This window comes from Pseudarthrobacter sp. PvP090, assembly GCF_040547365.1.
GTDB lineage: Bacteria > Actinomycetota > Actinomycetes > Actinomycetales > Micrococcaceae > Arthrobacter.
The window spans coordinates 84,416-99,464 of record NZ_JBEPPO010000006.1 but is presented as its reverse complement, the minus strand read 5'-3'; the positions used below and the strand labels follow the sequence as shown (position 1 = coordinate 99,464).

At 68.1% G+C, this 15,049-nt stretch carries 12 protein-coding genes and 2 tRNA genes; 11 read left to right on the top strand and 3 right to left on the bottom strand.

What is annotated here, in order from left to right; genetic code table 11:
• Window positions 1-15 precede the first annotated feature (15 nt).
• The 4 genes from ABIC21_RS08625 to ABIC21_RS08610 all read left to right on the top strand — a co-directional run bounded on the left by ABIC21_RS08625 (window position 16) and on the right by ABIC21_RS08610 (window position 3,747).
• Window positions 16-87: transfer RNA gene (locus ABIC21_RS08625), tRNA-Gln, on the top strand.
• Between the two features lie 130 nt (window positions 88-217).
• Window positions 218-290 (top strand) — tRNA-Glu (locus ABIC21_RS08620).
• A gap of 98 nt (window positions 291-388) precedes the next feature.
• Complete coding sequence (locus ABIC21_RS08615; protein ID WP_354349992.1) at window positions 389-2,134, top strand: dynamin family protein; 1,746 nt, start codon at window positions 389-391, stop codon at window positions 2,132-2,134.
• A complete protein-coding gene (locus ABIC21_RS08610; protein WP_354349991.1) occupies window positions 2,131-3,747 on the top strand; it encodes a GTPase in 1,617 nt (538 codons plus the stop codon). Before ABIC21_RS08615 ends, ABIC21_RS08610 begins: the two co-directional genes overlap by 4 nt.
• 66 nt (window positions 3,748-3,813) lie before the next feature.
• Here the strand turns inward: ABIC21_RS08610 and ABIC21_RS08605 are convergent, their stop codons facing one another.
• Window positions 3,814-4,350: a DUF1697 domain-containing protein gene (locus ABIC21_RS08605; RefSeq protein ID WP_354349990.1), complete on the bottom strand. Its 537-nt coding sequence runs from the start codon at window positions 4,348-4,350 to the stop codon at window positions 3,814-3,816.
• 404 nt (window positions 4,351-4,754) lie between these two features.
• Between ABIC21_RS08605 and ABIC21_RS08600 the strand changes: the two genes are divergently transcribed.
• The gene (locus ABIC21_RS08600; RefSeq protein ID WP_502935982.1) at window positions 4,755-6,371 is read left to right on the top strand and encodes an HNH endonuclease signature motif containing protein; all 1,617 of its coding nucleotides are present in this window, start codon (window positions 4,755-4,757) and stop codon (window positions 6,369-6,371) included.
• 71 nt (window positions 6,372-6,442) lie between these two features.
• Here ABIC21_RS08600 and ABIC21_RS08595 read toward each other — a convergent pair whose 3' ends face one another.
• Complete coding sequence (locus ABIC21_RS08595; RefSeq protein WP_056426387.1) at window positions 6,443-7,162, bottom strand: IclR family transcriptional regulator; 720 nt, start codon at window positions 7,160-7,162, stop codon at window positions 6,443-6,445.
• Window positions 7,163-7,286: 124 nt separating this feature from the next.
• On the opposite strand from ABIC21_RS08595, the gene leuC reads away from it, so the two are divergent.
• The 6 genes from leuC to ABIC21_RS08565 all read left to right on the top strand — a co-directional run bounded on the left by leuC (window position 7,287) and on the right by ABIC21_RS08565 (window position 13,899).
• Complete coding sequence (leuC, locus tag ABIC21_RS08590) at window positions 7,287-8,741, top strand: 3-isopropylmalate dehydratase large subunit (protein WP_354349989.1); 1,455 nt, start codon at window positions 7,287-7,289, stop codon at window positions 8,739-8,741.
• A 9-nt stretch (window positions 8,742-8,750) separates the two neighbouring features.
• On the top strand, window positions 8,751-9,353 hold the full coding sequence (gene leuD, locus ABIC21_RS08585; RefSeq protein ID WP_024367317.1) for a 3-isopropylmalate dehydratase small subunit: 603 nt from the start codon (window positions 8,751-8,753) through the stop codon (window positions 9,351-9,353).
• Between the two features lie 218 nt (window positions 9,354-9,571).
• Window positions 9,572-10,897: a UDP-N-acetylglucosamine 1-carboxyvinyltransferase gene (gene murA, locus ABIC21_RS08580; RefSeq protein WP_354349988.1), complete on the top strand. Its 1,326-nt coding sequence runs from the start codon at window positions 9,572-9,574 to the stop codon at window positions 10,895-10,897.
• A gap of 10 nt (window positions 10,898-10,907) precedes the next feature.
• Window positions 10,908-11,702 (top strand): lysophospholipid acyltransferase family protein, encoded by a 795-nt coding sequence (locus tag ABIC21_RS08575; protein WP_354349987.1) that lies wholly within the window; start codon window positions 10,908-10,910, stop codon window positions 11,700-11,702.
• Window positions 11,699-12,751, top strand: coding sequence for an NAD(P)H-dependent glycerol-3-phosphate dehydrogenase (locus tag ABIC21_RS08570; protein ID WP_354349986.1), 1,053 nt, complete (start codon window positions 11,699-11,701; stop codon window positions 12,749-12,751). The genes ABIC21_RS08575 and ABIC21_RS08570 overlap by 4 nt, the downstream gene beginning before the upstream one ends.
• A gap of 2 nt (window positions 12,752-12,753) precedes the next feature.
• Window positions 12,754-13,899: a D-alanine--D-alanine ligase family protein gene (locus ABIC21_RS08565; protein WP_354349985.1), complete on the top strand. Its 1,146-nt coding sequence runs from the start codon at window positions 12,754-12,756 to the stop codon at window positions 13,897-13,899.
• Window positions 13,900-13,903: 4 nt separating this feature from the next.
• Here ABIC21_RS08565 and ABIC21_RS08560 read toward each other — a convergent pair whose 3' ends face one another.
• Window positions 13,904-14,407 carry a DUF3515 family protein gene (locus tag ABIC21_RS08560; RefSeq protein ID WP_354349984.1) on the bottom strand — a complete coding sequence of 168 codons (504 nt, stop codon included), beginning with the start codon at window positions 14,405-14,407 and terminating at the stop codon, window positions 13,904-13,906.
• Window positions 14,408-15,049: the final 642 nt, after the last annotated feature.

Below are 15,049 nucleotides of genomic sequence, written 5' to 3'. Positions count from 1 at the left end.
GCCCGAAAGTTCCATTGGGATATGGTGTAATTGGCAACACTACGGTTTCTGGTACCGTCATTCTAGGTTCGAGTCCTGGTATCCCAGCTCTGAAAAATCCGCGGATTTCCGCGGCTGATCAGGGGTTTCATGCCGGTTCGCCGATTTGAAACACTTGCTGAGTGTATGAAATAATCGCTTAGCGCGAATAGCAGAAATGCTGTTCTGGAGAGTACGCGGCCCCATCGTATAGCGGCCTAGTACGCTGCCCTCTCACGGCGGTAACGCGGGTTCGAATCCCGCTGGGGTCACAGATGAGACGGTCCCGGGCATCAGCCCGGGGCCGTTTTTCGTTGTCCGCCGTCCGTGGCGCCGAACCGGCCTGATCCCGAACTGGCATGATGTTGCGGTGAGCTCCGAAGAAACCACTGGCCATGCCGTTGAACTGCTGGAAGCCGTCCACCGCGACCTGGCCGCCACCTCCGTGCCCCTGGCCCTGCCCGGCTCGGATGAGGCCCGGCGGGACATCCGCAACGCCCTGGCCCAGCTCGAGGACTACATCCTGCCGCGCTACCGCAGCCTGGACGCACCGTTGCTGGCCGTCGTCGGCGGTTCGACCGGCGCAGGGAAATCAACCCTCGTCAACGCACTCGTCGGGCACGCTGTCACCCGCGCTGGCGCCATCCGTCCCACCACCCGCCAGCCCATCCTGCTGCACCACCCCGCCGACGGGCGATGGTTCGAGGGTCAGCGGGTCCTGCCGAGCCTGAGCCGGATCCGCGGCGCGGTGAACCGCGAGCCACTGCCAGCCAGCCAGGCCGGCCCCACCCCTGACGCTGCCGCAATCACTTCGCTGGTGCTGGTCTCCGATGCGGCCGTGCCGCAAGGAATCGCGCTGCTGGACGCTCCCGACGTCGACTCGATTTCCGCGGACAACCGCAAGCTAGCCGGGCAGTTGCTGGCTGCGGCCGACTTGTGGGTGTTCGTCACCACCGCCAACCGGTATGCCGACGCCGTTCCGTGGCGGCTGCTGCTGGACGCGGCCTCCCGGGACATCACAGTGGCCGTGGTCCTGGACCGGGTGCCGGCCGCCGCTGAAGCGGAGGTCAGTGCCGACCTGCAGTCGATGCTCAGCAGGGAAGGCCTGGGCGGGTCCCGCCTGTTCGTCGTCCCCGAGACGGCCCTGGACGGCATGGGCATGCTGCCGCCCGCCGTCGTGGAGCCGTTGCGGCTCTGGGTGCAGGAACTCGCCGCGGACGCCGCCGGGCGCGCCGGCATCGCGCGCCGGACGCTCAACGGGACAGTCAAGGCCCTGGGGAGCCGCGTCGAGGCGGTGGCGAAGGCCGCTGGGGACCAGGAACACGCGGCCGACGTCCTCGCAGGGGACGCGCGGGACGCCTACCGGGACGCCGTGGCCAGAATCCTGGAGGCCACCCGGGACGGCGCCCTGCTGCGGGGAGAGGTGCTGGCCCGCTGGCAGGACTTCGTGGGCACCGGCGAGTTCTTCCGGGCCATGGAGCAGAACATTGGCCGCTTCCGCGACCGGGTGGGTGCATTCTTTCGGGGCGAACCGGCGCCGGCGGTGCGGGTCGAGACAGCGATCGAAACCGGCCTGCAGGCGGTCATCGTCGATGAGGCCGCCAACGCGGCCGAAGATGCCGACGGGCGGTGGCGCTCCGATCCGGCCGGCCGCCAGCTGCTTGGCAGCGACGACCTGTCCGGAACCTCCGATGGCTTCGCCGAGAAGGCTGCTGCCGAGATCCGGGCCTGGCAGGGGAGCCTTATGGAGCTGATCCGGACCGAGGGCCAGGGCAAGCGGACCCAGGCCCGCTGGCTGTCCTTTGGCATCAACGGCCTCGGTGCCGCCCTGATGATCGTGGTGTTCTCCATGACGGCAGGGCTCACGGGGCTGGAGGTCGGTGTCGCAGGTGGAACCGCTGTCGCTGGACAGCGGCTGCTGGAGGCGGTGTTCGGCGAGGACGCCGTGCGCCGGCTCGCCAAGACGGCCCGCGAGGATCTCCACACCCGCTGCCAGAGCCTGCTCCAGGACGAACAGCAGCGTTTCCTGGCCCGGCTCGAGACCTCCGGCGGGGCCACGCCTGCGGTGCTCGCCGGCCATGCCGTGGCGCTGAGCCAGCTGGCGGCCTCCGCGTGAGCCGCCATGGTGCCGCCGCCGAGGCCTCCCGCCTGGACCGCCGGCTTGAGGCCCTGAACGAGGCCCGCGAACTAGCCGACGGCGCACTTCCGGACGACGTCCTGGACGGCGTGCTGCAGGTGCTGGACCGGGCCAGTTCCCGGCGCTCGCTCTCGGGGGACCACACCGTCGTCGGTTTCTTCGGCGCCACGGGCAGCGGCAAGTCGTCCCTGTTCAACGCCGTCAGCGGCGAGGAAATCGCGACGGCGGCCGCGCGGCGGCCGACGACCTCCGAGCCTCTCGCCGGCATCTGGGGTGCCGAGGGCAGCGACGAGCTGCTGGACTGGCTGGACGTCCGCAACCGGCACCACGCCACGCCGGTACCCGGGTTCGCCGACGACGGCACGGGCCTGATCCTGCTGGATCTTCCCGACTTTGACTCCACCCGTGCCGCCAACCGCGAGATCGTGGAGCGCATGGTGGGACTTGTCGACGTCCTCGTCTGGGTGCTCGACCCGCAAAAGTACGCCGACGCCGCGGTGCACAACGATTTCCTCACCCCGCTCGCCTCGCACGGCGCCGTCACCCTGGTGGTGCTGAACCAGATCGACCGGCTCCCGGACCGGGACATTCCCCCGGTGCTGGAGTCCCTGAAAGGCATCCTGGCGCGGGACGGGCTGGGCAAGGTGCAGGTCATTGGCGCCTCCGCTGTCGTTGGCACGGGGGTGGACAAGGTCCGGGCTGCCATCCGCCAGGTGGCCACGCAGCGGCAGGCCCAGTCGCAGCGCCTCGGCGCCGACGTCACGCAGGCGTGCGCCCGCCTTGCTGAGGCGTCGGGAGCAGGCGGGGCGGCCGGGGTTAAGGCGGCATCAAAGGCCCGGCTGGCCGAGGAACTGGCAGTCGCGGCCAACGTCCCGCTCGTCGTGGAAGCCGTCGTCGGGTCGTACCGGCTGGAGTCTACCCGCCGCACCGGGTGGCCCGTCACCCGCTGGCTGGTCCGGTTCCGGCCCGACCCGCTGCGGCGGCTCAACCTGCGCCGGGAGGGATCCCGGCCCGAAGTGAACCGCACGTCACTGCCGCCTGCGGGCGCCCCCGAGCGGGCCCGAACGGATGCCGCCGTCCGCGAATTCGCCGATGCAGCGTCCGACGGCGCCCCCGGCCCCTGGCGGGCCGTTATCCGCGGCGCCGCCCGGGAGGGCCGCGACCGGCTGCCGGATGCGCTGGACCAGGCCATCGCGTCCACAGATTTGAAAGCCGCGGGCAAGGCGTGGTGGTGGACACCGTTCAACATCGTGCAGTGGCTGGCGCTGCTGACGGCCCTCGGCGGTTTCGCCTGGCTCGGGGTGCTTGCCGCGCTGGGGTATTTGCAGCTCCCCGTCCCGGAGGTCCCGATGGTGCAGGGCTGGCCCGTGCCGACCGTCATGATCGCTGGCGGTGCGCTGCTCGGCATTGTCCTGGCTCTTCTGGCGAAGCTCATCGCGGGGGCCGCTGCCCGGGCACGGGGGGCGGCGGCGCGAAAGCGGCTCAAGGCATCCGTCGCGGCCGTGGCGGAGGATTATGTGGTGGAACCGGTGGAACTCGAGGTCAGCCGGCTGGCGTCCTTCAGCAGGGCCCTGCACGCGGCGGCGGGCTGACCGCTCACCTGCGTGTCATGCTGCCGCCGTGCCGCCCAGATGCCCGCGCTGCACCTCCGGCTGGGCCTACAGCAGCGCCGCGGCGTCGCGGACCTTGATCATCGTACGCAGGTTGCGGGTGGTGGTGGACGCCTTGTACTTCGGCTTCGAGGACACCTTGCTGAACGGACTGTCCAGCGTGCCGCCGGCGGGCGCCAGCCACGCCAGGGCCTCCGGCCCCAGCACAGTCACCCTCGCACCGTCCAGTGCACTGCCGGCTTCATACAGCTCAGTAAGCACCCCGGCATCCGAGCCGAGCGTCAGGTAGGTGTGGGTGGATGCGTCGTCCGCGGGGTAGGGGCACGCCGCCACCAATTCACCCACCCGGTCCGCGGCCAGAACCACCACCCACGCGTCATAGCCGAATGACTCCCGGAGGCAGGCTTCGAATTCCTTTTTGACCCCGGCGGAGGACAGCTCGCTTGCAAGCACAACATTTCCACTGGCGAGGAGCGTCTTCACGCCCGAAAACGGGCGGGACTCCAGGGCTGTCTTCAGTTCGGCCATCTTGATGGTGATGCCGCCGACGTTGACCCCGCGCAGGAAAACCGCATAACTGCTCATGCGGACAGCCTATGCTTCCGGCAGAGCCGAAGTCAGCAAGGGGCCGCGGGTGTGGGAGGAGTTCAGCGACCCGGACGCCCGTCTTTTCTTGCGACTGACCCCTTTCCGGCTATCGGGTCCAGTGCCGGTGCCAGGCCGGCCGGTCGTCTTTTGGTCGTACCCCGGTGATTTGATGAGGATATGGAAGGCACGGTCTGGAGTGTGGAGAGCCGGGAAGCCCTGGCGGCTCTCGCGGCGTCAGTCGCCGCGCTGGCTGCTTTCGCCGGCGCCGGGGAGTCCGTGGCTGATCCGTCAGGCATTGATCCTTCCGGGGCGCCGAGTCTGATCCGCTCCAGAACGATCCCTTGCGGGACGTGGATCTATTGCTGGACGCCGATCCGCTCCAGAACGATCCCTTGCGGGACGTGGATCTATTGCTGGACACCGATCCGCTCCGGGAGTCCGAGTGTGATCCGTTGTGGGACAATCCGTTGCAGGTTCTGGCGGATGCCTGCCTGGACGGTCTCACCGGGGCGGCCCGGGTGGAAGCCGGGATGGCGGCGGTGAAGGTACTGCTGGCCGCGGACTATGCGAAGGCGACCCGGGCTCTGGCGCCCCCGACGGTGTCCGCGCATGATCACTCGGTCCAGGAGATGGTCATGGTCTCCGAGGTCGCCTGTGCCCTGACCGTCAGCGAGCACACCGCCGGTACCCTCCTGGCCGAGTCCGAGGCCCTGACAACGTCGCTGCCCCTGACCCTGGCGGCGCTGCAGGCCGGCACCATCTCCTGGGCCCACGCCCGGGCCATGGTGAATGAAACCGCGAACCTGGACCCGGCTGGCGCAGCCGCACTGGAGGCGCACTTCCTGGACCCCGACGCCCCGAACCCCGCCCGAGGCTGCCCGGCCGGGGACCTCGTCCCGTACCGGTTCCGCGGCAAAGCCCGCACCTGGCGGGAACGCCACCACCCGGACAGCATCGAGAAACGCCACAGCAAAAGCGCCAAGGACCGGCGGGTCGAGTTCCGCCCGGACTCTGACGGGATGGCCTGGTTCTCCGCGTACCTGCCGGCCGATACCGCCGCGGGGATCTGGGACCGGACCACCGCCGCCGCCCGCGCCCTCCAGGGCCCGGACGAGGCACGCACCCTGACCCAGCTCCGCGCCGACATCGCCGCCACCTTGCTCCTGAACACCGGTACCGACGCCGGCACCGACGGCAACGGCCTTACCGGGGATGTGCCGGTCCCGCGCGCACAGGTCCTCATCACCGTCCCCGTCCTGTCCCTCCTGGGCGCCACGGAGGAACCGGCGATGCTCGACGGATACGGTCCGATCCCGCCGTCCATGGCCCGCCGCCTGGTCGCCGACGGCGCCGACTCCTTCCACCGGGTCCTGATCGATCCCCGCGACGGGGCCCCGCTGGAAATCGGCCGGACCAGCTACCGCCTCACGAAGACCATGCGCCAATGGCTCCGGCTCCGCGACGGCAGATGCCCCTTCCCCGGGTGCAACAACCCGTCCCTGGACAACGACGCCGACCATCTTCTGGCCTGGGCCGACGGCGGCACGACGGGCATCTCCAACCTCGGCCAGCCGTGCCGCAAACACCACCGCCTCAAACACGCCTCAGCCTGGACACCCTCCGGGGCCAACAAGCACAACCCGCCCGGTTGGACCTCCCCGTCCGGAAGGTACTACCCCAGCGAACAGCAGGACTGGGAACCACCCCACTGGCCACCCGGGATCCTGGAAACGGACGGAAGTCTACCCGCGCACGCGGACCCGAGCCTGGGCCAGGACCTGCCCGCTCACCCCGGCTGGGATCCGGACCTGGACCTGCCCGCGGAGCCCGGCTGGGATCCGGATCTGGACCTGCCCGCGGAGCCCGGCTGGGATTCGGATCTGGACCTGCCCCCGGACCCCCGCCCGGACTGGCACGACCTTATGTCCGGATATCCGTGGGCCGCCGCGGACAGAATCGATCCGGGCTGGTCAGGGTCCGCAGACGACGCATGCCTGGATAGCACTTTTCAACAGTGACTGATCTTCCGTGGGTCCGCGCCCCAGTGGGTCCGCGCCCCGGTGGCGTTCCTTGACGAACGGGGATGGCTTTAGTCGTTGGTCTTGCGCAGTGCCTCGGTCAGCACCCGGGCCGCGTTGCAGACCACTTCGGCATGCAGCCGGCCCGGCTGGCGGGTCAGGCGTTCGATCGGCCCGGAAATCGATACGGCGGCGATCACCCGGCCGGACGGACCGCGCACGGGGGCCGACACCGAGGCGACCCCCGGCTCGCGTTCGCCGAGGCTCTGGCCCCAGCCCCGACGTCGTACTCCGGCCAGGACAGTGGGGGTGAAGCGGGCGGCCTGCAGGCCTTCCAGGAGCCGATCGTGGTCCTCCCACGCGAGCAGCACCTGCGCGGCGGAGCCGGCCTTCATGGACAACTGGGTGCCGACCGGGATGGTGTCGCGCAGGCCAATGGGCCGCTCAGCGGAGGCCACGCAGACACGCCAGTCACCCTGCCGGCGGAAAATCTGGGCGCTTTCGCCCGTGGCGTCGCGTAACTGCATCAGGACCGGTCCGGCGGAGGCGATCAGGCGGTCCTCGCCGGCCGCGGAGGCGAGCTCTACGAGGCGGCTGCCCAGGACAAAACGGCCCTGGATGTCGCGGCTGACCAGCCGGTGATGGACCAGCGCCAGCGCCAGCCGGTGCACGGTTGGCCTCGCCAGTCCCGTAGCCGCAACAAGCTGGGCCAGGGTGGTAGGTCCGGCCTCAAGTGCGTCAAGCACATGGGCCGCTTTATCGATGACACCGACTCCACTAGAATTGTCCATGTAATGATATTGCCGTCTCATTATCTGAGATGCAAGTCAACTCGCTGGCGCATTACGCGGGAGTGCTGATTCAGTGGAGAGAACAAGCCGGGAAGTACGGATACCGCAGTGAAGGGAGCAGGCCGTGGCAAAGACACTGGCCGAGAAAGTTTGGGACGCGCACGTGGTGCGCAAAGGCGACGGCGAAGGAGCCAATGCCCAGCCCGACCTTCTCTTCATCGACCTCCATCTGGTGCACGAGGTGACTTCGCCGCAGGCCTTTGAGGGCCTCCGGCTGGCCGGGCGCCCGCTCCGCCGGCCCGACCTCACCATCGCCACCGAGGACCACAACACTCCCACGCTGGACATCGACAAACCAATTGCCGATCTCACCAGCCGTACGCAGATCCAGACCCTGCGCAACAACTGCCAGGAATTCGGTGTCCGCCTGCACTCACTCGGCGACGCCGAGCAGGGGATCGTTCACGTCGTGGGCCCGCAGCTGGGCCTCACCCAGCCCGGCATGACGGTGGTCTGCGGCGACTCGCACACCTCAACCCACGGGGCGTTCGGTGCTCTGGCGATGGGCATCGGCACGTCCGAGGTTGAGCACGTCATGGCCACCCAGACGCTGTCCCTGAAGCCCTTCAAGACCATGGCCATTAACGTCGAGGGCACCCTACGTCCCGGCGTTTCCGCCAAGGACATCATCCTGGCCGTCATCGCCAAGATCGGCACCGGCGGAGGCCAGGGCTACGTGCTCGAGTACCGCGGCTCCGCGATCCGGGCGCTGTCCATGGAAGCCCGGATGACCATCTGCAACATGTCCATCGAAGCCGGCGCCCGTGCCGGACTCGTCGCCCCGGACCAGACCACCTACGACTACATGTTTGGCCGCCCGCATGCGCCGCAGGGCGCCGAGTGGGATGCCGCCGTCGAGTACTGGAACACCCTGCGCTCCGAGGACGACGCGACATTCGACGTTCAGGTGGACCTCGATGCCGACACCCTGGAACCGTTCGTGACCTGGGGGACCAATCCCGGCCAGGGCGTGTCCCTCTCCGCCAAGGTTCCCTCTCCCGAGGACTTCGGCGACGAGAACGCCAAGGCCGCGGCGGAACGCGCGCTGCAGTACATGGGGCTGGAAGCCGGGACGCCGATGAAGGAGATCCGGGTGGACACGGTTTTCCTCGGATCCTGCACCAACTCCCGGATGGAGGACCTGCGCGCGGCGGCGGATATCATCCGCGGCCGCACCAAGGACCCCAACATCCGGATGCTCGTGGTTCCCGGCTCGGCCCGTGTCCGCCTCGAGGCCGAGGCCGAGGGTCTGGACAAGGTCTTCAAGGACTTCGGAGCCGAATGGCGTTTTGCCGGCTGCTCCATGTGCCTGGGCATGAACCCGGACCAGCTGGAACCGGGGGAGCGCTGCGCCTCTACCTCGAACCGCAACTTCGAGGGCCGCCAGGGCAAGGGCGGGCGCACCCACCTGGTCTCCCCGGTGGTGGCAGCGGCGACGGCGGTGCGCGGCACCCTGAGCTCGCCGTCGGACCTGGACCCCGCTCCCGAGTCCGCAACCATCCGCACCGACGCCGCCTAGGAGACCGCCATGGAAAAGTTCACCACCCACACCGGCATCGGCGTCCCGCTGCGCCAAAGTAACGTCGACACCGACCAGATCATTCCGGCCGTCTATCTCAAGCGCATCACGCGCACCGGCTTCGAAGACGCTCTTTTTGCGGCCTGGCGCAAGGACCCGGCATTCATCCTGAACCAGGAGCCGTTCAACGCGGGTTCCGTCCTGGTGGCCGGCCCCGACTTCGGCACCGGGTCCTCCCGCGAGCACGCGGTCTGGGCGCTCAAGGACTACGGCTTCAAGACCGTGCTGTCCTCACGCTTCGCCGACATTTTCCGCGGAAACTCCGGCAAGCAGGGCCTGCTCGCCGCGGAGCTGGCCCAGGACGACATCGAACTTATCTGGAAAGAGCTGGAGAACGCCCCGGGCACCGCGGTCACCGTAGACCTTGTCTCCAAGACGGTCCAGTGCGGCAACATTGTGGCGCCGTTCGAGATTGACGACTACACCCGCTGGCGCCTGCTGGAGGGCCTGGACGACATTGGCCTGACCCTCAAGCATGAGGAAGACATCACCGCCTTCGAGGCCACCCGGCCGGCGTTTATGCCCAAAACCCTGCCGGCCAAACTGTCCTGACTGGCGCGCAACACTGCAACGCGGGGTCACCTACAGCCCGTCCCGGGCCCCGGGACCGGCCGCAAGTGACCCCGCGTTGCTTCGTTTTCGACGGCAGTGACTGCGGCGGAGACGGCGAGCCGGCGTGCCCCGTATTTCAGATCGGTAACGCAAGCTCCTATGCTTAGCAGGAGCCTTTCTAAGGATTTGGGGGCGAGTAGTCGTGAGGAAACCGGTATATGAGTAGTGTTCTGACAATCCGCGGAGGCGTCCCGCTGACTGGCCGCGTCACCGTGCGGGGGGCCAAAAACCTGGTCCCCAAGGCCATGGTGGCCGCCCTGCTGGGCAACGAGCCATCCGTGCTGCGCAACGTCCCTGAAATCAAGGACGTCGAGGTTGTCACCAGCCTGCTCCAGCTCCACGGCGTCACCGTCGAGAAAGACCCCATCACCGGGGATCTGACCCTCGATCCGACCAACGCGAAGACGGCGTCCCACACGGCGATCGACGCACACGCCGGCGACTCCCGCATCCCGATCCTGCTGTGCGGTCCCTTGATCCACGCGATCGGCGAGGCATTCATCCCGGACCTGGGCGGCTGCAAGATCGGAGACCGCCCGATCGACTACCACCTGAACGTCCTGCGGCAGTTCGGTGCCGTGGTGGAAAAGCGTCCCGGCGGCATCCACATCTCCGCGCCCGGCGGCCTCAAAGGCGCCAAGATCTCGCTGCCCTACCCGTCCGTCGGCGCCACCGAGCAGGTGCTGCTGAGCGCCACGCGGGCCGAGGGCATCACCGAGCTCTCCGGTGCGGCCACGGAGCCGGAGATCGTCGACCTCATCGCGGTGCTGCAGAAAATGGGCGCGATCATCAGTGTCCAGACGGACCGCACCATTCGGATCGAGGGCGTCCCGGACCTCGGCGGCTACAACCACCGCGCCCTCTCGGACCGCAACGAATCGGCGTCGTGGGCGTCCGCTGCGCTGGTGACCCGCGGCGACATCTTCGTGGAGGGCGCCACCCAGCGCGACATGATGACCTTCCTCAATACCTACCGCAAGGTTGGCGGCGGGATGGACATCGGCGACGACGGCATCCGCTTCTATCACAAGGGCGGCAAGCTCAACCCGCTGGTCCTCGAGACGGACGTGCACCCCGGCTTCATGACGGACTGGCAGCAGCCGCTCATCGTCGCCCTGACGCAGGCCGAAGGCGTGTCGATCGTCCACGAAACCGTGTACGAAAACCGCTTCGGCTTCACCGAGGCGCTGATCCGGATGGGCGCCAATATCCAGGTCCACCGCGAATGCCTCGGCAGCGTGCCCTGCCGGTTCGGCCAGCGCAACTTCCTGCATTCCGCCGTGATCTCCGGCCCCACCCAGCTGACCGGCACCGACATCGACGTGCCCGATCTGCGTGGTGGATTCAGCCACCTGATCGCGGCGCTGGCTGCCAACGGCACCTCCCGGGTCACCGGCATCGACATCATCAACCGCGGCTACGAGCGTTTCACGGAGAAACTCGCGGGCCTGGGCGCCGACTTCGACATCACCTCGGCCGAGTAGCGGGGGCCAAGTGAAGGAATCGGCTAAGAGCCACATCACCTTTGTCGTTGTGGCCGGGATTGTCCGGCCGGTCATGAACCTTCTGATGCGGAAGGAATGGATCGGCCTCGAGAAGCTGCCCGCCGGCGGCTTCATCGCAGCACCCAATCACTGCACCGAAATCGATCCCCTGGTGGTGGGGCACATGCTCTACAACCAGAAGCGGATGCCACGCTTCCTGGCCAAGTCCGGACTCTTCAAGGTGCCCGTGCTGGGATTCGTGCTGCGCGCTACCAAACAGATCCCGGTGGAACGCTCGACGGCGGGCGCCAACCGCTCGCTGCAGATCGCCAAGGACGTGGTGGACGAGGGCGGAGCCATCATCATCTACCCCGAGGGCACGCTCACCAGGGATCCCGAGCTGTGGCCGATGAAAGGCCACACCGGTGCCGCGCGGATGGCGCTCCAAAGCGGAATCCCCGTAGTGCCAATGGCCCACTGGGGAGCTCATGAGGTATTGCCGCGCTATGCCAAACGGTTCCACCTTTTTCCCCGGAAGACCTCGCGACTGGTCGTGGGCGATCCGGTTGACCTCAGTCCCTTCGCCGGGCGCCCACTGGACAAGGCCACCCTCACCGAGGCCACTAACGTCATCATGGAGGCCATCACCGAACTCCTGGCCACCCTCCGGGGCGGACAGCCTCCGCTGGTCCGCTGGGACCCTTCGGCCCACAACCAGTCCACGCACGGCCGCTTCATTGAGCAAGGCGGCAAAACCGGCGGTTCTGCAACACCGGAAGAGAAACTTGGGGATACCGACGAATGACATTCGACCAAACGCGAGGACTGTCGGCCACGAGAGTTGCGGTACTCGGCGCCGGATCCTGGGGGACTACCTTTGCGAAGGTCCTCGCTGACGCCGCCACGTCCTCCGGCGTCGAACGCGACATCCGGCTCTGGGGCCGTCGCGGTGAAGTCGTCGACCAGATCAACCTGAAGCACCGGAACGAGCAGTACCTCAAGGACATTGCCCTGCCGCCGAGCATCACCGCGTCCACCGATGTTGCCGAGGTCCTGGCCGGCGCCGAGCTCGTGGTCCTGGCCGTCCCGGCGCAGACCCTGCGGCCGCAACTGCGCCAGTGGAAGAACCTCCTGGCGCCCGGCGCCCTGGTGGTGTCCCTCATGAAGGGACTCGAACTGCACTCCGACGCCCGGATGAGCGAAGTGATCTCCGAGGAGCTCGGCATTCCCGCCAACCGGATCGCCGTGGTGTCCGGACCCAACCTGGCCATGGAGATCGCCCGGGAAGAACCCACCGCCTCCGTAGTGGCCTGCTCCGACCCGATTGCGGCCGGCTGGATCGCCCGCAGCTGCACCGCCCCGTACTTCCGCCCCTACACCACCGGCGACGTCGTCGGCGTCGAAATCGGCGGGATCGTCAAGAACATCATCGCTTTGGCCGTCGGCATCTGCGAAGGCAAGCAGATGGGTGACAACACCAAGGCCTCCGTTATCACGCGCGGCCTCGCGGAGACCTCCCGGCTGTCCCTTGCCCTGGGCGGCGAGGCGCAGACGATGGCCGGCCTCGCCGGCCTCGGCGACCTCGTGGCCACCTGTTCCTCGCCGCTGTCCCGGAACCACACGGCCGGACGGCTGCTGGGCAAGGGGCTGACCCTGGATGAGGTCGCGGCCGAAATGACGCAGACGGCCGAGGGGATCAAATCCGCCCAGGCCGTCCAGGAGCTGGCCGGCAAGCTCGGCGTCGAAATGCCCATCACCGCGGCGGTCGTTGCCGTGCTGGCAGGAAAACTGTCCGTCGATGAACTGGGGCCGCTCCTGCTGTCCCGGGACCTGAAACCTGAAGGCGATTACTGAGCGTGTCTGAAGAAAACGTGAGCATAGAGGGCCGATCCGCCCAGGCACGGCCCCGGGTGGCGGTGCTCTTCGGTGGCCGCTCCAGCGAACACGCGGTCAGCTGCGTGACGGCTGCCGGGGTTCTGGGCGCGATCGACCAGACGAAGTACGAGGTCATCCCGATCGGGATCGCCAAAACCGGCCAGTGGGTGCTGGCCTCCGGGGACACCCACGACTGGTCGCTCTCGGCATCATCCCTGCCCGAGGTCGCGGCCGCGGCCCGGACCGTGGCGCTGACCGAAATCGGCGGCGAACACCAGCTGATCGTGGCCTCCCCGAACGAGGTGCCGCAGGAACTGGGCGCCGTGGATGTGGTGTTCCCGCTGCTGCACGGCCCGTTCGGCGAGGACGGCACCGTCCAAGGCTTCCTGGAACTGTCCGACACCCGCTACGTGGGCGCCGGTGTTCTGGCGTCGGCCGTGGGCATGGACAAGCACTTCATGAAGGTGGTGTTTGAATCCGCGGGGCTCCGCGTGGGCCCGTACATCGCCGTGACGGACCGGCAGTGGCGCAACGACCCCGAAACCGTCCGCAAACGTGTGGACCAGCTCGGTTTCCCGGTCTTCGTCAAGCCGGCGCGGGCTGGTTCCTCCATGGGCATCTCCAAGGTCGACTCCCTCGAAGGCCTGGATGCCGCGATTGAAGCCGCGCGGGAACATGATCCGAAACTCGTCATCGAGGCGGGCATCGTCGGCCGCGAGATCGAATGCGCGGTGCTGGAAGGCCGGGGGACCGACGCTCCCCGGACGTCCATGCCCGGCGAGATTTCCGTGGCCGGCGGCGGCCATGAGTTCTATGACTTCAACGCCAAGTACGTGGACGACGCCGCGGCCCTCAGCTGCCCGGCCGACCTCCCGGACGAAGCCATCGCCCGGGTCCGCGAACTGGCCGCTGTCGCGTTCGACGCCGTCGGAGCCGAGGGCCTGAGCCGGGTCGATTTCTTCTACACCCCCGAGGGCGAGCTGATCATCAACGAGATCAACACCATGCCCGGGTTCACGCCCAAGAGCATGTACCCGCAAATGTGGAAGGCCTCCGGCCTGGGTTACGCGGAGCTGATCGACGAACTGATCTACCTGGCGCTGCACCGCAGGACCGGTCTGCGGTAGGGCCCTACTGGCTCGGCGGCAGGTTCTGCAGGTCCGCCTGGCCCACGCAGTTCCGCGCCGCCGGTACCTTCGCCGCCGCGGCGGCGAGGTCCGCGAGGACGGTGGCGGAACTGATCTTGTCCGGATCCATCAGGATCTCGGTGGCGGGTTCGCGCCCGAACGTCGTCAGGGTCCACACCGGGTCGCCCTCCTTGATGACCCAGTCGACGCCGTTCACGTTGACACAGCGGTCCGTCGTCGGCCCCGGAACATTCACCCCGCAGCGCAGGACGACGAGGGACGGGTCGCCCCAGGCCGCCGTCGCCTGGCTGTTGGTCTTGCGCAGTTTGGCCTCGCCGATCGCATCCGGCAGCGCCACCATCATGGGGGCACAGGCGGCGTTCGCCGCGTCTTTGGCGGGGGCGACGTCGACAACCGGAGAACAGGCCGCCAAGGCAAGGCTCGCGGTTGCTGCGGCCGCCGCGACAGGGACAAGACGCGAGGAAATTGGGCGACGGAAACGGGGCATTCACCCAGCCTATCCCGGGCCGAGCGGCTAAAGTGGCCACGGACGGGACGCGGCGGTAACGTCATGTCTGGCAGGCTGGCTCCTACCTTCGAGTAGACTGGGAATCTCGTGTACCACTCAGACTCTGCCTACAACGACGTTAGTGATGGCCGCGTGGGGCACACTAGATTCAATCTCGCACCTGGGGGAGGGACTGTCGATATGAAGTCGCGCAGCCGAAAACTTAAGTCAGTACGCGCCGGGCTTGGAGCACTGCTCCTGGCCGGTTTGATCGCGGGAACGGCCGCTGCCGCCCACGCCGAGGATGCCGCGCCGGCCGCTCCTACTTTGGAGACAATCACTCCCAGCCCGTCACCGACGGCGACGGCAGCCCCCAAGCCCAAGCCGACTAAGACCGCGCCGCCCACGACGGAACCCGCCGTCCCGCCCACGGCGGAACCCACACCCCCGCCCGCGGAGACCCCGCCGCCTCCGGCTCCGCCTGAGGAGACCCCGCCGGTAGTGGAGCCTGCGCCCGTGGTCGAGACGCCTCCGGTCGTTGAGCCTGTCCGGCCGCCCGCAGTTGCCCCCGCCGTTGTCCCGCCTGTGGTGATTGCGCCGGTTCCCACACCAACGCCAACGCCGACGCCTACCCCTGAGCCG